Below are 20,924 nucleotides of genomic sequence, written 5' to 3' on the forward strand. Positions count from 1 at the left end.
CGACTCTACCACCGAAGCCACAAAAGGATGAAGCGCGGCGCGCCCCTGTGGCAGAACGTCGCAGATTACGCGGGCAGCCCCGGGTTGGTAGACTGTGCGCCCTCCTCGTTTCTACGTTTCAAAGCCTTTCAAAGCCTGATGTGTAGATCCAGAGCCATGCAGGCGCTTCACAGGACGCACAGTTGATGAGTACGTTATTCACCCGCCGCAAAGTGCTGACCGGCATGGGCCTTTTGGGCCTGGGCAGCCTGCTGGGCGGCTGTGACTACAGCCCCAAGCTGAACTTCAAGTACGGCAAGGACCTCAGTGACAAGATCATGGGCCGCACTTTCAAGCTCAAGAATACCGACGGCGAAACCGTCACCCTGAGCTCGTTCCGTGGCCTGATGCCGGTGGTGTTCTTCGGTTTCACCCAATGCCCGGCCGTGTGCCCCACCACGCTGGCACGCGCCGCCCAGGCCAAGAAGCTGATGGGCCGCGATGGCGAGATCATGCAGGTGGTGTTCATCACGCTCGACCCAGAGCGCGACACACCGGAACTGCTCGATCGCTACGTGAAGGCCTTCGACCCCAGCTTCGAAGCGTTGTACGGCACCCCGGAAGAAATCGCCGTGGCCGCCAAGGAATTCGGGATCTTCTATGAAAAGATCCCCGCCGGTGACACCTACACCCTGTCCCACACTTCCACCAGTTTCGTCTTCGACACCCGTGGCAACCTGCGCCTGGGCCTGTCGGCATCCCTTACCGCTAAAGAGTGCGCAGAAGACCTGCTCACCGTCATGGAGGTCTGCTAATGACTGCCGTTCAACACCTCAAACGCGTTGCCTTCGGCCTCACCCTGCTGGGCCTGGCCGCCCACGCCAGCGCCCAGGTACAAGTGACCGATGCCTGGGTGCGTGCCACGGTGCCGGGCCAGCCGTCCAGCGGCGCGTTCATGACGATCACCGCCGACAGCGACAGCCAGTTGCTCAGCGTGGCATCGCCGGTGGCCAAGGACGTGCAGATCCATGAGATGAGCATGAAGGACGACGTGATGAAAATGGGCCCGGTGGATTCGGTCGCCCTGCCCGCCGGCAAAGCCGTCAAGCTCGACCCGGACGGCTACCACGTAATGCTGATGGGCCTCACCGGCCAGATCAAGGAAGGCGACCAGGTGCCGCTGACCCTGACCGTCAAGGACGCCAAGGGTGTTGAACAAAAAGTTGAAGTGAAGGCTGCAACACGCGGTCTGGATGGGATGGACCATAGCCATATGGACCACAGCAAGATGCACTGACCTGATGCAGCCTATGTGGGAGGGAGCTTGCCCTAAGCCAGTCAGTTAGCCGCAAGTGCCGTCTGTAGGAGCGAGCAAGCTCGCTCCTACAGGTTCAGTCGACAATGAAGAGTTTGGCGCCAATGGCCGTCGAGGAGCGATGCCCCTCCATGTCATTGCCCACCTGATAACTCATCCCGGCCGTCAGAGTGAACCGGCGACCATCTTCCAGCTCCGTGTGCAACTCGCCTTCAAGGCACAACAGCACATGCCCTCTCCAGCACCAATGATCCGCCAGGTAACCGGGCGTGTACTCCACCAGGCGCACGCGGGTGGTGCCGAAATGGCAAGTACGCCATAAGGCATTGCCGGTAACGCCAGGATGGGCTGTGGGTTCGAGGGTAGCCCAATCCGTGGTGCCAAACGGGACAGCGGTAAGATCCATGGGACACTCGGTCGTCAGTTAGCGTGGCATGAAACTACCGGGCCGAGGCCGTTGGCGATAGACACAGACCCGACGGTTTTGCGGGATACAGGTGCCTTCGCTTGTCAGGCAATCAAGTGCGGAGATTCCGTAGGGTTTAAACCGCAGCCAGCCGCTTCACCATCGGCACACACGCCAGCGTCAACCCCGACGGCGAGTGATACACCGCCTGCTCCTCGCCCACATACCCGCACGCACGGTAGAAGCTTGCCGCGTTCAACGTGGCGTCCAGCACCACTTCTTCAATGGCCAGTTCCCGTGCCACTTTCTCCAGATGGTCGAGCATCGCCTTGCCGTACCCGCGCCCGGTGAAGGCCGGCAGCACGAACAGCGCGCCGACTTCATTTTTATCGAGGTCGAGCATACCGGTGGCGACCGGCTCACCGTTTACCCAACCCAGGTAAAATGGCTTGTCCATCAACGCGCTGTAGCCGTCTTCGGCCGTGCCGCGTGTCCATAAGGCCATCTGCTCGGCACTGTAGGCTCCGATGCATTGACCGCGAATGGCCTCGCGGCGAATCTCAAACGCGCGCTCGGCGTCGTCTGGCGTGGCTCGTTTTATTTCCAACCGTACACACTCCTTCCATGCCCCTAAACGGCTATTAGCCCATTTGTGCTAATCGACCCTGTCTGCTCGCAGCGCTATATTCCGCAGCACTTCCAACGCTCTGCCAACACCGTGCCGTCAATGCGCGAGGGGTCGTTGCGCGTTGGAAAACCACAACAACCCCAAGGAAGACCTACCATGAAACTCTACCCTCCCACGACTCGCTTCGCCCTGCTGGGTGCCTTGATCATCGGCATCGCCGGTTGCAGCAACATCAAGCCAACCGAAGACCATCTCAAGACGCTGTCGGAAACCAATCTGGGTGAACCGGTCAAGCGTATTTCTAATGTGCGCAACGACTCCATGACGACCTATTACATCGCCAGCACCGCTAGCGGCGATTACAACTGCTCCGTGCCCAGCGGTGCCAGCGGCGGCATGTTTGCCGTGGCCAGCTTTGGCATGATGAAACCGGCCGCTTATTGCCAACCAAAAGGCGCTCGCGGCAATGGCTTGACGCCGTTTAACTAGTCACAGTCTGCTGGCTGAGGTCACGCAGGGCGCCGCGCAGTTCCGCCGGGCGTACCGGCTTGGAAAGAATCGCAATCTGGCGGTCGTGCAACGCGGCCTGGATTTTTTCCACATCATGCCCGGTGAGGATCAGCGCCGGGACTGCCCAGCCGCGCTGCGCCCGCAGGGCATCGATGCACTCGATACCCGTGGCATGGTTACCCAGGTCGTAGTCGGCGACGATGATGTCGCAATCGCTGACCAAGTCGCGCCCTGACAATCGGGCCTGTACCTCGCACCCCCAGCGCTCCAGCAGGGCCTGGGTAGCGAGCAGCACGTTCTGATCATCTTCCACCAGGCAAACTTTCAAACCGGTCAGCAAGCCGACCTGTCGCGCTTCGTCGCGTGGTGCCGTCGCGTACGGCGCGGTTGCCACGGTCAGGCCATAAAGGCTCACGGAGGTGCCATGGCCAACCCGGGAACGCAGACTCACTTGTACCCCCATCAGTTGCCCCAGGCGCTTGACGATGGACAGCCCCAGGCCCACCCCTTCGACGTCTTTGTCACGCTGGTGGCGCACCCGGTAAAACTCTTCGAAGACCTTGGCAAGATGTTCCTCGGCAATCCCCCGGCCCCGATCATGAATCTCCACCGCCAAGCCGCCTTCACGAATGCGCACGCCGATCAGTACAGGCCGATGCGCGCCGTATTTGAAGCAGTTGGACAGAACGTTCTGCACCATCGTCGCCAACAGCGCCGGATCGACCAGCACCCAGTGATCGCAAGGTCGCAGTCGCAACTCCACACCGGCCCAACGCGCGGCCTCGGCATTCTGGCGCACCAGGTCGGCAAGCAACTCGCCCAGGTTCACCGGCTGGTACTTGGGCAGCAGGCGGCCGTTGTCGAGCGTGTAGAGATCGAGAATCGAACGAAACAATTGCGAGACGTTGAGCAGCGAGCGGTCGATGTTATCCACCAGCCGCCGCTCTTCATCGCCCAGGCGGGATTCGCGCAGGCACGCCGTGAACAGGCCGATGGAGTGGATCGGCTGGCGCAAGTCGTGACTGGCCTGGGCGAGGAAGCGGGACTTTTCCAGATTGGCGGCGATGGCTTGCTCAGACGCCTTGCGTGTGCGCTCCAGCAGGATATGCGCGTAAACCGGGATCACTGTGCTGGTGATCATCAGCATCATCACCATGAAGGGCTGTGCCTGCCACACCGGCGTGAGCCGATACACGATCAGCAGCGCCAGCAACGCCAATGCCGTGGCAATCGCCAGGTAGCGCGAGCCATAGCGCATGCCATTGCCCAGGTTGACCCACACCATCACGGCGTATAGCGGCAACGCCGCCTCGCCTCCCACCACCATGCCGAACGAGGTGCCGGTGTAGTCGTGAATCATGCCGAAAATCCGCCGCGCCGGGTAATGCCCCGGCCACCGTGCGATCACTTGGCGCAAGGCAATGGAAGCCAGCAGGAACACCAGTATGTAGAGAATCACCGGCAGGTAGGTGTCCACCGACTGACCGGGCAGGAAGCCCAGCGCGCCGATGTACACGATAGCGATGCTGGCAACCACGATCCGCAGGTTGGCCTGGTCGAGTTCGGAGTTGGTCTCGGCACCCATGGTTTACGTCCTTGTGCGGCAATCATCAAATCCAGCGGACACCCCAGGCAAGCCTCGGGCACGGTGGTAAGGTAGCATGCAACCGCACAACCTTGTTCCAGGCAGGAGCCTCTCATGACCGCTCGCATCATCATCGCCGATGACCACCCGATGTTTCGCGAAGGCATGCTGCGCACCGTACAGCGCCTGCTGCCCGAGGCAATCGTGCAGGAAGCTGGCGACATGGAGGCCGTGCACAGGTTGACCCTCGAAGACGGCGACATCGATACCCTGATCCTCGACCTGCGTTTTCCGGGCCTGACCTGCCTGAGCCAGTTGGCCGACCTGCGTCAACAACTGCGTCGCACCACGTTGATCGTGGTGTCGATGGTGGACGACCCGGCGCTGATCGATCAGGTCATGGCGCTGGGTGCGGACGGTTTTATCGGCAAGAATATCGCCCCCGATGAGATCGGCCAGGCGCTGCTGGCGATCCGCGAAGGCGAGGTGCTGGTCAAGTTCGCACCTTCGGGGCTGTTGCCCCTCGACACCCATACCCTCACCGCCCGCCAGCAGGACGTACTGCGCCTGATCGCCCAGGGCAAGACCAACAAGGAAATCGCCAAAGCCCTGGCTATCTCGCCGTTTACCGTGCGTATCCATGTGTCGTCGCTGCTGCGCAGGCTGGATGTGCCCTCCCGTGCGGCCGCAGCGGTGAAGTACTCCGGGGAGTTCTAGGACAGCTTGAACTACCGCAGCTGGAACCAGGTGGTTTTCAGCTGCGTATACTTGTCAAAAGCATGCAGGGACAGATCACGCCCAAACCCCGACTGCTTACCCCCACCGAACGGCACCGTGACATCCAGGGCGTCGACCGTATTGACCGACACCGTACCGGCATTCAAGGCCCGGGCCACACGGTGCGCGCGGTTGAGGTCATCACTCCATACCGAGGCGGCCAGACCGTAGAGGCTGTCGTTGGCTTGCTGTACCGCCTCCTCTTCAGTATCGAAAGCGGTGATGGCCAGCACCGGGCCGAACACTTCATCACGGGAGAGCGCCATGTGTCGGGTCACATCGGCAAAAATGGTCGGCTGGATAAAGTTGGAGGCCCCATTGATGATCATCTGTTCGCCACCGCACAGCAACCTGGCACCCTCGCCGTGGGCCTGGCTGATGGCTTTCATGATGCGCGCGGTCTGCTCGCCGTCAACGATGGCGCCGGCTGCGCTGCGGGGGTTCAGCGGATCACCCGGCATCCAGGCGCGCGATTTGGCAATCACACGTTCAACGAACTCGTCATGGATGGAACGTTGTACGAACAACCGGGAGTTGGCCGAACACACCTCACCCTGGTTGAAGAAAATGCCAAAGGCGGCCTTCTGCGCCGCCAAGTCCAGATCCTGGCAGTCGTCGAACACCAGGTTCGGGCTCTTGCCACCGCACTCCAGCCACACCTGCTTGAGGTTGGATTGAGCGGAATATTGCATGAAGTATTTGCCGACCTGCGTCGACCCGGTGAACACCAGGCCGTCCACGTCCGGGTGCAGCCCCAAAGCCTTGCCGGCGCTTTCGCCGAGGCCCGGCACCACGTTCAACACACCTTCAGGAATACCCGCCTCCAGCGCCAGTTGGGCCAGGCGCAGAGCGGAAAACGGCGATTGCTCAGCGGGTTTAAGTACCACGCTGTTACCGGCAGCCAACGCCGGCGCCAGCTTCCAGGCCGCCATGTCCAAGGGAAAATTCCACGGCACCACCGCCGCAATCACGCCCAGTGCTTCGCGGGTAATGGTCGCCAGCGCATTGTGTGCCGTGGGCGCGACTTGGTCGTAGAGCTTGTCGAGGGCTTCGCCGTACCAGGCGAACACATTGGCTGCGCCAGGCACATCCACGTTGTAGGCATCCATCACCGGCTTACCCATGTTCAACGAATCGAGCAGCGCCAACTCTTCGCGGTGGGTCATCAGCAACTCGGAAAGCCTGATCATGATTTTTTTGCGCTCCCCCGGTGACATGCGCCGCCAAGGCCCGCGGTCGAAGGTCTGGCGTGCACTGTGCACAGCCTGATCAACCTCCGCTTCGCCACAGGCCGCCACACGTGCCAACAACTGGTTCGTGGCTGGGTTGATGCAGTCGAAGGTAGCTCCGCAGGCTGCGCTTACGGCCCGGCCTGCGATCAAGGCGGTATCGATGAACGTCTGGCGGGCAACACGCTGTTGCCAGTAGTTAAGATCAAGCACGGTGTACTCCCGATGAAGGTCTAGGGATAAGAAGGGTTATTCAGCGATCTGCAGTTCCGGCATCTTCACACTCAGGCCCCGCGTAATACCGAGCAAACACACGAGCCCAAGCCCCATCCAGCACAAACCGATGGTCAAGGACAGGCCCGACAGGCTGGTCCACAACCACAACGTGCTGAGGAACCCCAGGGCCGGCAGCGCGGCGTATAGCAGGTAGTTCCGAGCGCCGCGCAACTTCTGGTCAATCAGGTAATGCTTGATCACTGCCAGGTTCACCGCCGAAAACGCGAACAACGCCCCGAAGCTGATCATGTTGGCCACAGTGTCCAGCGTGATGAACAGGGCAATCAACGAGAACAGGCTGACCAGCATGATCGCCGTGGCAGGCACACGCTTTTTCGTCACCAGTTTGCCGAGTACCCGGGGCAGCGCGCCGTCGCGGCCCATGGCGAACAACACCCGCGACACGCTGGCCTGGGAAACCATCGCCGAGGCAAAACAGCCGGCCACGTAGGTGGCGGTAAAAGCGGTCACCAGCAGCTCGCCCCCCACGCGACGCATGACGTCCACCGAGGCGGAATCCGGATCGACGAAGCTGTTCCATTCGGGAAAAACCATTTGGGCAAAATACGAAACCAGCAGGAACAACAGGCCGCCGAATAGCGACACCACCATAATCGCGAGCGGAATAGTGCGTCGCGGGTCGGGGGTTTCCTCAGCCATGGTCGACACGGCATCGAAGCCGAGAAACGACAGGCACAGCACCGCCGCGCCCGCCATGATCAATGGCGCGCTGAAGCCGTCGTGGTGGAACGGCGCGAGCAACGCAACAGGTGCGGACTGCTCGTTGAGGGTGCGCACCGACAACGCCACGAACACCACAATGAACACTAACTGAGCCACAATCAGTATCCAGTTGACCCGGGTGATGGATTCGATACCGACCAGGTTAAGGGCGGTCACCAGGGCAATGGAGCCGAGCACCCATACGGCCGTAGGCACCCCGGGGAAGTATTCGGTCAGGTAGATACCAATCAGCAAGTAACTGAGCAGCGGCAAGAAGATGTAGTCGAGCAACAAGGTCCAGCCGGCGATGAAGCCGAAATAAGCGCCAAACGCTTTGCGTGTATAGGAATAAACCGAGCCGGAATACGGATGCGCCTGGACCATACGCCCATAGCTGTACGCCGTGAGCAGCATCGCGGCTAGGGTCAGCATATAGGCGGTCGGCAAATGGCCCTTGGTCATCTGGGTCACAAGCCCATAGGTGGTAAACACCGCCAGCGGCACCATATACGCGAGCCCGAAAAGCACCAGCCCGACCAGGCCCAGGGGCTGGCGAAAGCGGCGGGACGATGCGGATTTGGCTGAGGCGTGGTGGGCGGGTGTATCGGTCACGTTTGTTATTGTATTCATGGGTGACTCCTGGAAATGGATGCAGGGCGTCGCGGCAAGCGATCACGTCGCTACCGTTCAGGCCTTGTCTGATGGAGGTTGCCCGCCACCCCGGCCCGGGGTAGTGGGCAGGTCACTTCACAGTTTTCCCGCGATCCTTGCGGTGCGGTCGACCGCGATACGGGTCTTGTCGACCAACTCGTCCAACTCCGCGCGCGTGGCTACCAGGGCCGGCGCCATGATCATGCGCCCGAGGGTCGAGCGAATGATCACGCCCTCTTCAAAACCAAAGGTGCGGCATTGCCAGGCCAGATCGTTTTCATTGTCGAAGCGTTTGCGCGTGCCTTTGTCCTCGGCAAACTGCAAGGCCGCGAGCAGGCCCGTGCCCTGGATCTCGCCAATCAGTGGATGGTTGCCGAACGCCTCGCGCAGGATCTTCTGCAAATACGGCCCGGTGTCGTCCTTCACCTGGCGCACGATGCCTTCATCCCGCAGCGCCTTGAGATTGGCCAACGCCACCGCCGCCGCCACCGGATGCCCGGAATAGGTCAGGCCGTGGGCAAACACGCCACCGCGCTCCACCAAGGCGTCGGCAATGCGTTTGCTCAATACCAGGCCGCCCATGGGCAGGTAACCGGAGGTCAGGCCCTTGGCAATCGCCAACGTATCCGGCTCGAAACCAAAGTGTTGATGGGCGAACCACTCGCCGGTGCGGCCAAACCCACCAATCACCTCATCAGCGCAGAGCAGCACATCGTATTGCCGGCAAATGCGCTGGATCTCGGGCCAGTAGCTTTGCGGCGGGAAAATCATGCCACCTGCGCCCTGGAACGGTTCGGCGACAAAACCCGCAACGTTCTCAGCACCCAGCTCCAGAATTTTTTCTTCCAGTTGCAAGGCACAGCGACGGCCGAATTCGGTCGGCGTCAGGTCGCCGCCATAGGCGTACCAATAGGGTTCGTCGATGTGCGCCACGTCAGGCACCAGACCGCCCATCTCGTGCATGAACTTCATACCGCCCAATGCCGACGCTGCCAGGGTGGAGCCGTGATAACCGTTCCAGCGCCCAATCATGATCTTTTTCTGCGGCTGACCGACCACTTGCCAGTAGCGGCGCACGGTCCGGATCAATACCTCGTTGGCCTCGGAACCCGAGTTGGTGTAGATCACGTGGCTGTAGTGTCCAGGCAGCAGGCTGAACAGCAGTTCCGACAGCTCGATCACCGCCGGGTGGGTGGTATGAAAGAACATGTTGTAGTACGCCAGTTGATCCATCTGCGTGGCAGCGGCAGCTGTCAGATCCTTGCGGCCATAGCCCAACTGGGTGCACCACAAACCAGACATGCCGTCCAGGTAACGCTGGCCTTCACTGTCCCACAAATACAGGCCTTCACCGCGCACCATCACACGCGGGCCTTCGGCATTCAGCGTCTTCTGGTCGACAAAGGCATGAATATGATGGGCCGCATCCGCCTTCTGATAGTCCTCGGTTCGGCGTTGCAGCTGTGCGGATAGGTTCATGGTTTTTCTCTCTTATTAGTGATAACGCAAGGGGGAGCAATGCCGCTCAGCGGCGCTTGCTCAGGTAACTTTCCAAAGGATCTTTGCTCAGCACGCCCTGGGCTACGGCCAGCGAGTCGATAAACAAGGCAAACAGCTCTGACTGCGCGCCGATATCGAGCTTGGTGTAAATGTGTTTGCGGTGTGACTTGATGGTGTCTTCAGAGACATCCAGGCGTTCGGCCAGCGAGCGGGTGGAATGACCACGCAGGATCAGTTGGGTGATACGACATTCACGGTCGGTCAAGATCGACGAACCAAAGTTGTTGAGTGCCGAGTGAATCCGCTGCTCCAGCACGTTTTCGAAGCGCACGCCGTGGGCGTCCAAACCGACAAAATGCTTGCTCAGCGCCGCCAACACCCACGGTGCGATGCGCTTGAATTGCTCGGTGGTGGCGGCATCGAGCTTTTGCGTGAACGCCAGCGACACAGCCAGGCTTGATCCGTTACCCGACTGCAGGATGTAGTTCAGCTCATCCGCCAAGTGCGAGTGGCGATAAAACGACTGGTAGTATTCGCTGAGTTCGAAGTGATCGGGCGCCACGTCGGTCAGGTCGTAACAGCCTGAGCTGATACCTTCGACGCTGGCTCCGTAAAACGGATCGAGCACATAAAAGCCGGACAAGTATTGGCGCACATTGCCTTGCGGCAACCACGGCCCCTCCACCTCGAACAACGCGCTGGGCATGCCGCCACGCGGGTAGAAATACAACGTGGTGGCCTGGATCGGCCGAATGTGACCGAGGGCCTCGAACAAGGTGGCGGCGAACCCCGGCTGCCCGATGCTCATCGTCACCCTGGCCATCTGGTCGAACCATTGCGCAGAAGAAAGCCGGTCGTTTTCCACTTCAAAGACTCGCTCAAAGAACTGCAAGGATGGTCACACAGCCGCCCCGTCACCGGAATCACCCGATAGGGTGAGGCTGCATCCGATATTTATGCTCACTTCCCAGCTTAATAATATTTTATTAAAAACCGCCCTCCCCCTAGCCTTGAAGTCATGCCCAAGCTGAATCCAACTGCATTACGCAAGGACAGACACATGACTGAAGCACTGACAAAAATAGACACGCTGGTAGTGGGAGCCGGTCAGGCTGGCGTGGCCATGAGCGAGCACTTGAGCAAGCACGGCGTGCAGCATCTGGTGCTGGAGCGCAGCCGTATTGCCGAGCGCTGGCGCACCGGGCGTTGGGACTCGTTGGTGGCCAACGGTCCTGCCTGGCATGACCGTTTTCCAGGGTTGGAATTCGATGACGTCGCCGCCGACGGCTTCGCGCCTAAAGAACGCGTTGCAGACTACTTCGAAGCCTATGCGCGCAAGTTCAATGCACCGATACGCACCGGCGTCGACGTGCTCTCTGTGGTACGCAATATCGGCCGCCCGGGCTTTACCGTGCACACCAGCGAAGGCGTGATCGAAGCCAACCGCGTGGTGGCGGCGACCGGGCCATTCCAGAAACCGGTAATTCCGGCGCTTGCGCCCAAAGACACCGGGCTGCACCAGATCCATTCCGCCGACTACCGCAACCCTGCGCAACTGCCGACAGGCGCCGTGCTGGTGGTGGGTGCCGGTTCATCCGGGGTGCAGATCGCCGATGAATTGCAACGCTCCGGGCGTCAGGTGTACCTGTCGGTGGGCGCCCACGACCGTCCGCCCCGTGCCTATCGCAACCGTGATTTCTGCTGGTGGCTGGGGGTGTTGGGCGAATGGGACCAAGCCGCCATGAAGCCGGGCCGTGAGCACGTGACCATTGCCGTGAGTGGCGCCCACGGCGGCAAGACCATCGACTTCCGCGAGCTGGCCCAGCAAGGCATGACCCTGGTTGGCCTGACCCAGTCCTTCAACGGCACCACCGCAAGCTTTCAACCCAACCTGGTGGAAAACCTCGCACGGGGCGATGAGAACTACCTGGCCCTGCTGGATGCGGCGGACGCCTACATCGAGCGCAACGGCCTGGACCTCCCCGAGGAGCCCGAAGCCCGTCGCGTGTTCCCCGACGCCGAGTGCATCAAGCACCCGATCCTGGAGCTGGACCTGACCAAAGCCGGCATCACGTCGATCATCTGGGCCACCGGATTTGCCGTGGACTACAGCTGGTTGAAAGTCGATGCGTTCGACGCCGCCGGCAAGCCGCAGCACCAGCGCGGTGTGGCCAGCGAGCCAGGCATCTACTTCCTCGGTTTGCCGTGGCAATCGCGCCGGGGCTCGTCGTTTATCTGGGGGGTATGGCACGACGCCAAGTACGTCGCCGACCATATCGCCATTCAACGCCAATACCTTGAATACCGCGAAGCCGCCCCGGTGGTTCGCCAGTCCCCTGTCAGCGCCTGATCACTTTTGCCGGAGTTTTTCTGATGTCTATCCACGCCCCCACCCACACTCGCATCCGCATGTTCAACACCAAGGAAACCTACCCCAACCAGAGCCTGGACAACGACCTGTGCCAGGCCGTACGCGCCGGCAACACCGTGTATGTGCGCGGCCAGGTCGGCACCGATTTCGAGGGCAACCTGATCGGTCTCGGTGACCCGCGCGCCCAGGCTGAGCAAGCCATGCGCAACGTCAAGCAATTGCTCGAGGAAGCGGGTTCCGACCTGTCGCACATCGTCAAGACCACCACCTACCTGATCGACCCGCGCTATCGCGAGCCGGTGTATCAGGAAGTCGGCAAGTGGCTCAAAGGCGTGTTTCCGATTTCCACCGGGTTGGTGGTGTCGGCCCTGGGTCAGCCGCAGTGGCTGATGGAAATTGACGTGATCGCGGTGATCCCGGAGTAAGGAGGCAGCCATGACCTTTTCAATCGTCGCCCGTTGTGCGGACACCGGCCAGTTGGGTATCGCCATCAGTTCCTCAAGCATCGCAGTGGGCGCCCGTTGCCCATGGCTGCGGCCCGGTGTCGGCGCGGTATCGACCCAGAACATCACCCTGCCGGCGCTGGGCCCGGACGTGCTCGACCTGCTGGAACAGGGCCTCACGCCTGCCGATGCCATCGACAAGGCCCTGACGCGCAACGGCTACAGCCAGTACCGGCAACTGACGGCGATTGATCACCTGGGCCGCAGCGTGCATTTCAGCGGCAGCGAAACCCTCGGCACCCACTACGCGGTGTCGGGCGAGCAATGCGTGGCGGCGGGCAATATGCTCGCCGAACGCAGCGTGATCGAGGCGATGGTCAGGGCCTTTGAACACGGCGAAGGTCAGTTGGCGGATCGCTTGCTGGCGGCAATGCATGCCGCCATTGCCGCCGGTGGCGAAGCCGGCCCGGTGCATTCCGCCGCGCTGGTGGTGGTGGGTGAACTGACCTGGCCCATCATCAATCTGCGGGTGGATTGGGCCGATGAAAAACCCATCGTTGAGCTGCAAAAACTCTGGGATGCCTACCGCCCGCAGGTACAGGACTACATCGACCGCGCCCTCGCCCCTGATCGCTCGCCCGGCTACGGTGTGGCCGGAGACGACCGATGAGCACCAGCCGCGCATTGCTGCAGACGCTGGTGGGGTTCGACACCACCAGCCGTGAATCCAACCTGCAACTGATCGAGTTCGTGCGCGATTACCTGGCCGGTTTTGGCGTGGCCAGTGAGCTGGTCTACAACGACGAACGCAGCAAGGCCAACCTGTTCGCCAGCATCGGCCCGGTGGAACTGCCGGGCATTGTGCTCTCGGGCCACACCGACGTGGTGCCGGTGGATGGCCAGCCCTGGACCCTGCCGCCTTTTGAGCTGACCGAGCGCGACGGCAAGCTGTTTGGCCGGGGCACCGCCGACATGAAGGGCTATATCGCTTGCGTACTGGCGCTGGTCCCGGCGTTGCTCGAGACGCCGTTGCGCAGGCCGGTGCATATCGCCCTGTCGTATGACGAAGAAGTCGGTTGCCTGGGCGTACGTTCGCTGCTGGCGGAGCTGGAACAGCGGCCGGTGAAGCCGATGCTGTGCATCATCGGCGAACCAACTGAGCTCAAACCGGTACTCGGCCACAAGGGCAAGCTGGCAATGCGTTGCGATGTGCATGGCGAGGCGTGCCATTCGGCCTACGCGCCCTATGGCGTGAATGCCATCGAGCATGCCGCCGACTTGATTGGCGAACTGGGACGGATCGGACAACGCCTGCGGGAGCACCAGGACCCAAGGTTTGACCCGCCCTTCAGCACCGTGCAGACCGGTGTGATCAGCGGTGGCAAGGCACTGAATATCGTACCGGCCGATTGCCGGTTTGATTTTGAGATCCGCGCACTGCCCTCTCAAGATCCGGTCAATGTCGCAGAAGAACTGCAAGCCTATGCCATGCAACAGGTATTGCCGCGGATGCAGGCGGTGAGCGCGCAGAGTGGTATTCGGTTCACCGAGTTGTCGGCCTATCCCGGGTTGGTCACCGATGAGCGCAGCCATGCGGCGGAGTTGATTGCCGCGTTTTCCGGTTCACGGGACTTCGGCACCGTGGCGTTTGGCACCGAGGGCGGGTTGTTTGATGCCGTGGGTATTCCTACCGTGGTGTGCGGGCCAGGCAGCATGGACCAAGGGCATAAACCGGATGAGTTTGTGAGCCTGGAGCAACTGGCGGGCTGCGACGCCATGCTGCAACGCATGCTGGAGTCGATCCGCGCTTGAACTGAACACGTCCCTACCCGCCCCGCCTCCCTGCGCGGCCTGACATTTGAACAGGCCCATGCGCCGTATAGTGCCGACTTAGTTGGGGCCATACGGCGCTTTCGCTATACCAACTTGTCCACTCTCAAATATGAAATGTTCCGCCACACTTGTTGAGTCTTCGACAGGAACCGAAGGACCTTAATAACCACCCATGAAGGCAGTCAACTTGACGGGTTATACCCTGACCAACTTACAGGTGCTTATCATGAGTAGTATTTCATCTTCGCTGACCGCTCCATGGCTGAATACAGATACCCAAGTGCGTGCTGTAGGCTCAAATGAAGCGCATGCCAAACCGACCAACGCTCAGTTCACCGTTAAAGAAGAAGACCATGCCGATGCCCTGGATTTTTTTAACGATGCCGCAAGCTGGAATCGGGTCAAGGTCAAGCTGGAGTCCGATCAGCCCAGCGTGGATGACTTTGGCGGCGGCAAAGGAACCTACCATACGGTCAAATTCAGTTTCGTACCGGACCGGGCAGACGGCACCTTCAGCCCCGAGTACGTCAATAAAACCGAAAGGGCAATACGCATGTTTGAAGGCAGAATGAGCAGTGCGGGCATCACTAACTATGCCCCTGTCGAGTAACCCTCCAGTTACCTGAAAATCCTGACCCATTACAACATTAAACATCGTGAATCCGCAGAACTTCGAGCTGCCGGTCGAGCACATATACCGTGCATAAAACTTGCGGCTCATTAATTCCAAAACATCCATGAGTATTATTATGAACGGCATCCAGTCCTCTACGTTTTCCAACACACTTCAAGCGCCAGAGGCATTGCGCCTGGCCCCCGGCCCCAATACGCCGAACAAGGAATCAAACCGTATCACCGTAGGAGAAAAAGACTACCCGAGGGTCATCGATCTACTGTCTGAAGCCGCCAGGCGCAATGGCACCCAAGTAACGATTGGGCAACCGGAATCGAGCGACCTGGATTATGGCGATGGGCCGATGAAATCAGAGACCTTCAGCTTCAACTTTCATCCTGACAAGGCCGATGGCACCTACAGTCCAAAATATCTGGAAAGCGTGAACAAGACGAACCAGCTGCTTGAAGACTGGATGCGCGTCGAGGGCATCAGGAACTACGCGCCAGAAAGTTGATAGTCAGGGCTTACGCTAGTTAAGGGCGAACGCTGTATGTGTGGCGAGGGAGCTTGCTCCCGTTGGGCCGCGAAGCGGCCCCGCTCTTTGTTTACAAAGCATGGGACTGATGCGCAGTCCAACGGGAGCAAGCTCCCTCGCCACAGGTTACTTTCCAGCTTTCTCCTTCTTAACTGACTGGCATTAGGGCTTACGCTGTTGATCGTTCTCGCGTCCGGCGCGAGAACGATCCTGTCAGCCAAGGAGTCGCGCGAGTTCTTCGCGGCAGTGGTCGACAAACAACTGCACCGGCTTGGTCAACGGCGCCCGCCGCAGCCACACGGCCGACAGACCGGACCCCGTGACCGTTTCCGCCAACGGCACGCACACCACCTTCTGCCCGTCATAGGTGTACTCGGTAAAGGGCTTGGTCACCAGGATCGAAAAGCCGAACCCCCTCCCCACCATGCCGCGTACCATCTCGATCGACGGCGAGCTGAACACAATATTCGGCGTCAACCCACGTTCTTCAAAGATGCTCACGAAGTAGGTCCGGCTGGGCAGCACATCCAGCAAAATCATCGGTTCCAGCACCAGGTCCGCCAACGACACTCTGGCCTGCTGCGCAAAGCGATGATCGGCCGGCAGCAACGCATACGGCTGTTGCGGCGGCATCAGTGGCGTCGTCTCGATGGTGCCGCCCAGGTCATGCTCGAACAGCATCGCCATATCGATACTGCCTGCCGTCAACGCCTGCACCAACTCCTGCTGTTCGCCATCGCGAATGCGGATTTCCACCCCCGGCCAACGCGCCTTGAAGCCGGCGATCAAGCGCGGCAGATACAACGGAGCCACGGTCTCAAAACACCCGATATCGATCTGCCCCGCCACCACATCATTGTCCGCCAGGGCGTTCTGCTCGAACTCATGGGCCACCCTCAACAGCTCCAGCGCCTTGCGATAAAACCGCGCGCCGCTGGGTGTGAGCGACACACCCTGGGCGTGATGGCGGATAAACAGTTGCACGCCAAAGCTGTCTTCCAACTGCTTGATGGCGGTGGAAACCGACGGCTGCGCGATATACAGCTTGCGCGATGCCTCGGCGACGCTGCCGCACTCGGCCGTGGTGACAAAATATCTGAGCTGGCGCAGGTTGTAAGCAGCCATCAGGACCTCCGAAAACGTGGGATTTCGCCCCAAACAAGTGCGTGAAAATCGGCTTTTTTACAAGGATTCACGTGCATGCAACATACCGGAGCAGAATCCGCCGCGAGCTATATTTTTTAAGGTCTATAGCAACAAACTTACTAATTTACCTCCCAACGCCCATTACAGATGATCACTCCAACAACAAAGAAAGCGCCCTCGCTGCGGCGCACTTCGAAGTACGTCAACGTACTCACCTTGCCTTGGAGCTCATCATGGTCACCACTGCAACATCCTCCGCCCCGCTTATCGAAAAACACACGATTGGATACGTGCCCCCGGAAGATCGCCACGGAAAGGTAAGAGACCTGTTCACCCTCTGGTTCGGCGGCAACATCGCGCCGTTGCCGATCGTCACGGGTGCACTCGGCGTACAGCTGTTTCACCTGAACCTGTTGTGGGGCATCGTCGCCATCCTCGTCGGCCACCTGGTCGGCGGTGTGTTGATGGCCTTGCACTCGGCCCAGGGCCCGCAAATGGGCATCCCGCAAATGATCCAGAGCCGCGCCCAGTTCGGCTCGCTCGGCGCGCTGCTGGTGGTGGTGATCGCCGGGGTCATGTACGTCGGTTTCTTCGCCTCCAACATCGTGCTGGCGGGTAAATCGCTGCACGGCGTGGTCGACAGCGTGCCCGTACCGGTGGGTATCGTGATCGGCGCCGTGGGTTCCGGCATTATCGGCATCATCGGCTATCGCTTCATCCACGTACTCAACCGCATCGGCACCTGGGTACTCGGCGCCGGCATCGTGCTGGGCTTTGGCTACATCTTCACCCACGTACAGACCACAGACTTTCTGACCCGTGGCGAATTCAACATCTCCGGCTGGCTGGCCACCGTGTCGCTGGCGGCGTTGTGGCAGATCGCTTTTGCGCCCTACGTGTCCGACTACTCCCGCTACCTGCCGGCCGACGTGCCCGTGGCCGCCACCTTCTGGACCACCTACCTGGGCTCCGCTCTGGGCTCCAGCCTGGCCTTCATCTTCGGCGCCGTCGCCGTGCTCGCCACCCCGGTAGGCATGGACACCATGGACGCCGTCAAACTCGCCACCGGTGCCATCGGCCCATTGATGCTGGTACTGTTCCTGCTCAGCGTCATCAGCCACAACGCTCTCAACCTGTACGGCGCGGTGCTGTCGATCATCACCCTGATCCAGACGTTTGCTTACCGCTGGATACCCACCGCGAAAAGCCGCGCCGTGATCTCGACGTTGGTGCTGGCCGCGTGTGCGATTGCCGCGGTATTCGCCTCGAAAGACTTCATCGGCCACTTCGTCGACATGGTACTGGTGCTGCTGGTGGTGCTGGTGCCGTGGACGGCGATCAACCTGATCGACTTCTATGCGATCCATAAGGGCAAGTACGACATCGCGTCGATCTTCCGCGTGGACGGCGGCATCTACGGCAAGTACAACCCACAGGCGCTGCTGGCGTATGCGGTGGGGATTGCAGTGCAGATTCCGTTCATGAATACACCGCTGTATGTGGGCCCGATTTCCGAGCACATCAATGGAGCGGACTTGTCCTGGGTGGTGGGGTTGGTGGTGACGTCGCCGTTGTATTTCTGGTTGGCGAGTCGGGACAGCGCTTATAAGCGTCGGATGGATGGAGGCAAGTTGGTCGGCGGGGTTTGAGTGAACCGTTCGTTCTGAGAGGCCACAGGCTTGGCGATAGATCACCTATCGCCGAGCCTGCTTACACCCTATTCAAAAAACCTCATCACACTACAAAGCGATTGACCAACTGATTCAGGTTAACCGCCAGTTTTGACATTTCACCGCAGGCACTGGCGGTCTGGCTCGCACCCGCAGCACTCTGGGCGGCCAACTCGCGGATACTGACCAGATTGCGGTCCACTTCACGCGCGACATGCGACTGTTCTTAAGAGGCCGTCGCGATCAACAGGTTACGTTCATTGATCTGCACAATCGCCGTGGAAATCTGATCCAGCGAGGTGCTGGCCTCCTGGGCAACGCCGAGTGATTCGGTCGCCAGGTCCTTGCTCGTGTTCATCGCCTTCACTGCCAGGTCAGAATCGTTCTGGATGCCAGCGATCATTTGCTCAATTTCCTGGGTCGACACCTGGGTGCGATGGGCCAGTGCCCTGACTTCGTCAGCAACCACCGCAAAACCTCGACCTTGCTCGCCGGCTCTTGCGGCCTCGATCGCGGCGTTCAAGGCCAACAGGTTGGTTTGCTCTGCAATCGCCCGAATCACATCCACTACTTTAGTGATGCTCTGCGCACGATCGGACAACCCTTGAATCTGTTCACTGGTATTTTCAACGTTACCGTTGAGCTTCTGAATGGACTGCAGTGTCTGCGCCACACGCGCCAAACCGACCTCGGTATAACCCTGGGTACGCTTGGACTCTTCGGAAGCCGACTCCGCATTACGCGCGACCTCATCCACGGCCGCGCTCATTTCGGTGACCGCCGTTGCCGCCTGATTGACCTCATCGTTCTGCGCCACCAAGCCCCGGCTCGACTCCTCCGTGACCGCCGTCATCTCCTCCGACGCAGACGCCAACTGGGTGGACGAATCGGAAATCTGCATGATGGTGCTGCGAAGGTTCGCCTGCATCTGCGCGAGCGCCTTCAACAAGCGCCCGGCCTCATCCGTGCCGCTGACCAGGACCTCCTTGGACAGATCACTGCCGGCGATACGCTCCGCAACCGTCAAGGCATCATTGATTGGCGACGTGATGCTTCGGGTCAGCAACAGGGCCAATCCCACCGTCAGCACGATAACGCCGGCAATAAGCCCCACGATCAGCCAAAACCCATTGTTATAGACACTGCTGGCATACAACCCGGCCTCCGCTGCGCCATCGTTGTTATAGGTGGTTAACGCATTGATCTGCGTCTCCATCGCATCAGTCAGGGGCCGAATGCCACTCCTCACCAGGCCGACCGCTCCCTCCAGATCACCCTGCCGCATCAGTGGCTCTAGCAGATCCAATTGGCGGATGTACGTATCGGCGCTGGTTTTCACCGCCGTGTATAACGAACGTTCTTTATCGTCCCCAACCAGAGGCTCGTAATTCGCCACGGCCTCGGTGAACGCCTTACGGTAACCCGGGAAGGCTTCAAGAGTTCTTTGAATCGACATGGGGTCAGCCAGACCACGCTGCGTTTCAAGCCTCAAGCGCAGGACCGTGCTGTTCATCAATGCCGTTTGTCGGACGCTGGCCATCCAGTTGAGTTCGACGTCCTTTTCGGAATCCTTCAGCTTGCCCATCTGCATGACCGCGAATACGCCCTGCACAAAGACCAGCACAATAATTAACGCGAAAAAAAGCGCAGCGCGTGGGGCCACGTTGAGATTTCTGAGGCGCATGCGAGATTCCTTTTAGGACGGATATGGAGTCGCTCAACACTGTATCGACTTGGCGTTGGAAAGTTTGAGGGTGGTGGTAGCGCGAGGAGCGATGGTTAGGCGCAAATGGGAAAACTATGGTTTGGGGCTATGTTTGGCGGACTGAGGTGAGGACGTTCTTGCTCAGTGGGGGCTATAACGCGCTCGGTCTGTGGGACGGAGTTATCGTTCAGCTACCTGGAAACAGATCACGTCATTGAAAATCGTGGCCTGAGCCCAATCTTTTCGCGAAGTGCATTCCTGATGGGCATATTTACTATGCTGGCCAGCGCTCTACTCGGTGAGCAGCGACGTAGCGATCATGAGTCCCGACACATCAAACCATCGAGGAAACACTCATGACCCTTCAAGCCGAACTGGACGCTTTCAAGGCCGACTTCGTTGCCGGCAAGCCTCCTTACAACGCCCCCGCGCCTGTTCACGCGGTGATGCACCGCGCCACTGCCGAACTGATCGCCAGTGGTCTCGCCGAACGCGCACTCAAGGCCGGCGATGTGGCACCGATGTTCAGCCTGCCTGATGCTCACGGCAACCTGGTGTCTTCGACTGAATTGCTGGCACGCGGCCCGCTGGTGGTCAGCTTCTATCGCGGCGTGTGGTGCCCGTATTGCAACATGGAGCTGCGAGCACTGGAGCAGGCACTGCCAGCCTTTCAGGAACGCAGTGCCAGCCTGGTCGCGATCTCGCCGCAGACCCAGGCCAACAGCCGTAAATCGCAACGCGAGAACGGCCTTGGGTTTCCCATCCTCAGTGACAGCGGCAATGAAGTAGCGGCCGCCTTCGGGCTGCGTTTCAAGCTGCCGGACTACCTGGCTGAGCTTTATCTGAGCCTGGGCAACAACTTGCCGGTCATCAATGGTGACCAGAGTTGGACCTTGCCGATGCCGGGCCGCTTCGTCATCGGCCAGGACGGCATCATTCTGTATGCGGAGGTCAATCCAGACTACACGTTGCGTCCAGAGCCCACGGAGTTGCTGCCTGCACTACGCGGTTGATAATGCCCCCGCA

At 60.1% G+C, this 20,924-nt stretch carries 22 protein-coding genes and 1 pseudogene; 12 read left to right on the plus strand and 11 right to left on the minus strand.

The genetic code is table 11. The features are described 5' to 3' along the window. Nucleotides 1-185: 185 nt before the first annotated feature. A complete protein-coding gene (locus tag EXW71_RS03220; protein WP_053255622.1) occupies nt 186-794 on the plus strand; it encodes an SCO family protein in 609 nt (202 codons plus the stop codon). Beyond that, on the plus strand, nt 794-1,276 hold the full coding sequence (locus EXW71_RS03225; protein ID WP_123718684.1) for a copper chaperone PCu(A)C: 483 nt from the start codon (nt 794-796) through the stop codon (nt 1,274-1,276). Before EXW71_RS03220 ends, EXW71_RS03225 begins: the two co-directional genes overlap by 1 nt. Nucleotides 1,277-1,370: 94 nt before the next feature. On the opposite strand, the gene EXW71_RS03230 is transcribed toward EXW71_RS03225, so the two are convergent. Together EXW71_RS03230 and EXW71_RS03235 are read right to left on the minus strand one after the other, a co-directional pair. Next, nucleotides 1,371-1,700 (minus strand): DHCW motif cupin fold protein, encoded by a 330-nt coding sequence (locus EXW71_RS03230; RefSeq protein ID WP_123718685.1) that lies wholly within the window; start codon nt 1,698-1,700, stop codon nt 1,371-1,373. A gap of 136 nt (nt 1,701-1,836) precedes the next feature. Next, a complete protein-coding gene (locus EXW71_RS03235) occupies nt 1,837-2,307 on the minus strand; it encodes a GNAT family N-acetyltransferase (RefSeq protein WP_134657555.1) in 471 nt (156 codons plus the stop codon). 177 nt (nt 2,308-2,484) lie between these two features. Here EXW71_RS03235 and EXW71_RS03240 point away from each other — a divergent pair, with 177 nt between their 5' ends. After that, a complete protein-coding gene (locus tag EXW71_RS03240; RefSeq protein WP_134657556.1) occupies nt 2,485-2,817 on the plus strand; it encodes a hypothetical protein in 333 nt (110 codons plus the stop codon). Here the strand turns inward: EXW71_RS03240 and EXW71_RS03245 are convergent. Beyond that, a complete protein-coding gene (locus EXW71_RS03245; protein ID WP_134657557.1) occupies nt 2,810-4,423 on the minus strand; it encodes a HAMP domain-containing sensor histidine kinase in 1,614 nt (537 codons plus the stop codon). The two genes, EXW71_RS03240 and EXW71_RS03245, sit on opposite strands and share 8 nt — an antisense overlap. Before the next feature lie 114 nt (nt 4,424-4,537). On the opposite strand from EXW71_RS03245, the gene EXW71_RS03250 reads away from it, so the two are divergent. Continuing rightward, entirely contained in the window at nt 4,538-5,140 is a 603-nt protein-coding gene (locus EXW71_RS03250) for a response regulator transcription factor (RefSeq protein ID WP_134657558.1), read from the plus strand. 11 nt (nt 5,141-5,151) lie between these two features. On the opposite strand, the gene EXW71_RS03255 is transcribed toward EXW71_RS03250, so the two are convergent. From EXW71_RS03255 to EXW71_RS03270, 4 genes are all read right to left on the minus strand, one after another. Continuing rightward, nucleotides 5,152-6,642, minus strand: coding sequence for an aldehyde dehydrogenase (locus tag EXW71_RS03255; protein WP_134657559.1), 1,491 nt, complete (start codon nt 6,640-6,642; stop codon nt 5,152-5,154). 36 nt (nt 6,643-6,678) lie between these two features. Beyond that, nucleotides 6,679-8,058 carry an APC family permease gene (locus tag EXW71_RS03260; RefSeq protein ID WP_134657560.1) on the minus strand — a complete coding sequence of 460 codons (1,380 nt, stop codon included), beginning with the start codon at nt 8,056-8,058 and terminating at the stop codon, nt 6,679-6,681. A gap of 117 nt (nt 8,059-8,175) precedes the next feature. Beyond that, complete coding sequence (locus tag EXW71_RS03265) at nt 8,176-9,558, minus strand: aspartate aminotransferase family protein (protein WP_134657561.1); 1,383 nt, start codon at nt 9,556-9,558, stop codon at nt 8,176-8,178. Between the two features lie 46 nt (nt 9,559-9,604). Further along, nucleotides 9,605-10,402 (minus strand): helix-turn-helix transcriptional regulator, encoded by a 798-nt coding sequence (locus EXW71_RS03270; RefSeq protein WP_134657904.1) that lies wholly within the window; start codon nt 10,400-10,402, stop codon nt 9,605-9,607. Between the two features lie 195 nt (nt 10,403-10,597). On the opposite strand from EXW71_RS03270, the gene EXW71_RS03275 reads away from it, so the two are divergent. From EXW71_RS03275 to EXW71_RS03300, 6 genes are all read left to right on the plus strand, one after another. Then, nucleotides 10,598-11,929, plus strand: coding sequence for a flavin-containing monooxygenase (locus tag EXW71_RS03275; protein WP_372241302.1), 1,332 nt, complete (start codon nt 10,598-10,600; stop codon nt 11,927-11,929). A 23-nt stretch (nt 11,930-11,952) separates the two neighbouring features. Next, entirely contained in the window at nt 11,953-12,375 is a 423-nt protein-coding gene (locus tag EXW71_RS03280; RefSeq protein WP_134657563.1) for a RidA family protein, read from the plus strand. Nucleotides 12,376-12,385: 10 nt separating this feature from the next. Then, a complete protein-coding gene (locus EXW71_RS03285) occupies nt 12,386-13,063 on the plus strand; it encodes a DUF1028 domain-containing protein (protein WP_134657564.1) in 678 nt (225 codons plus the stop codon). Next, on the plus strand, nt 13,060-14,205 hold the full coding sequence (gene argE, locus EXW71_RS03290) for an acetylornithine deacetylase (protein ID WP_134657565.1): 1,146 nt from the start codon (nt 13,060-13,062) through the stop codon (nt 14,203-14,205). Before EXW71_RS03285 ends, argE begins: the two co-directional genes overlap by 4 nt. 193 nt (nt 14,206-14,398) lie before the next feature. Further along, on the plus strand, nt 14,399-14,836 hold the full coding sequence (locus tag EXW71_RS03295; RefSeq protein WP_134657566.1) for a hypothetical protein: 438 nt from the start codon (nt 14,399-14,401) through the stop codon (nt 14,834-14,836). Nucleotides 14,837-14,975: 139 nt separating this feature from the next. After that, nucleotides 14,976-15,356: a hypothetical protein gene (locus EXW71_RS03300; protein WP_134657567.1), complete on the plus strand. Its 381-nt coding sequence runs from the start codon at nt 14,976-14,978 to the stop codon at nt 15,354-15,356. Between the two features lie 234 nt (nt 15,357-15,590). Here EXW71_RS03300 and EXW71_RS03305 read toward each other — a convergent pair whose 3' ends face one another. Next, entirely contained in the window at nt 15,591-16,502 is a 912-nt protein-coding gene (locus EXW71_RS03305) for a LysR family transcriptional regulator (RefSeq protein WP_123718696.1), read from the minus strand. A gap of 254 nt (nt 16,503-16,756) precedes the next feature. Here EXW71_RS03305 and EXW71_RS03310 point away from each other — a divergent pair, with 254 nt between their 5' ends. Continuing rightward, nucleotides 16,757-18,172, plus strand: coding sequence for a cytosine permease (locus EXW71_RS03310; RefSeq protein ID WP_134657568.1), 1,416 nt, complete (start codon nt 16,757-16,759; stop codon nt 18,170-18,172). A gap of 85 nt (nt 18,173-18,257) precedes the next feature. Here EXW71_RS03310 and EXW71_RS29320 read toward each other — a convergent pair whose 3' ends face one another. The 3 genes and pseudogenes from EXW71_RS29320 to EXW71_RS29330 form a co-directional block, all read right to left on the minus strand. Further along, nucleotides 18,258-18,395 carry a hypothetical protein gene (locus EXW71_RS29320; protein WP_372241303.1) on the minus strand — a complete coding sequence of 46 codons (138 nt, stop codon included), beginning with the start codon at nt 18,393-18,395 and terminating at the stop codon, nt 18,258-18,260. A gap of 24 nt (nt 18,396-18,419) precedes the next feature. Further along, nucleotides 18,420-19,121, minus strand: coding sequence for a methyl-accepting chemotaxis protein (locus EXW71_RS29325; RefSeq protein WP_372241317.1), 702 nt, complete (start codon nt 19,119-19,121; stop codon nt 18,420-18,422). Continuing rightward, a pseudogene (locus EXW71_RS29330) lies at nt 19,116-19,877 on the minus strand (MCP four helix bundle domain-containing protein); the annotation flags it as partial. The gene EXW71_RS29325 and the pseudogene EXW71_RS29330, both read right to left, overlap by 6 nt. Before the next feature lie 377 nt (nt 19,878-20,254). Between EXW71_RS29330 and EXW71_RS03320 the strand changes: the two are divergent. Beyond that, the gene (locus EXW71_RS03320; protein ID WP_134657569.1) at nt 20,255-20,911 is read left to right on the plus strand and encodes a peroxiredoxin-like family protein; all 657 of its coding nucleotides are present in this window, start codon (nt 20,255-20,257) and stop codon (nt 20,909-20,911) included. Nucleotides 20,912-20,924: the final 13 nt, after the last annotated feature.

It is taken from the genome of Pseudomonas sp. BCA17 (genome assembly GCF_004519405.1).
Classification (GTDB): Bacteria; Pseudomonadota; Gammaproteobacteria; order Pseudomonadales; family Pseudomonadaceae; genus Aquipseudomonas.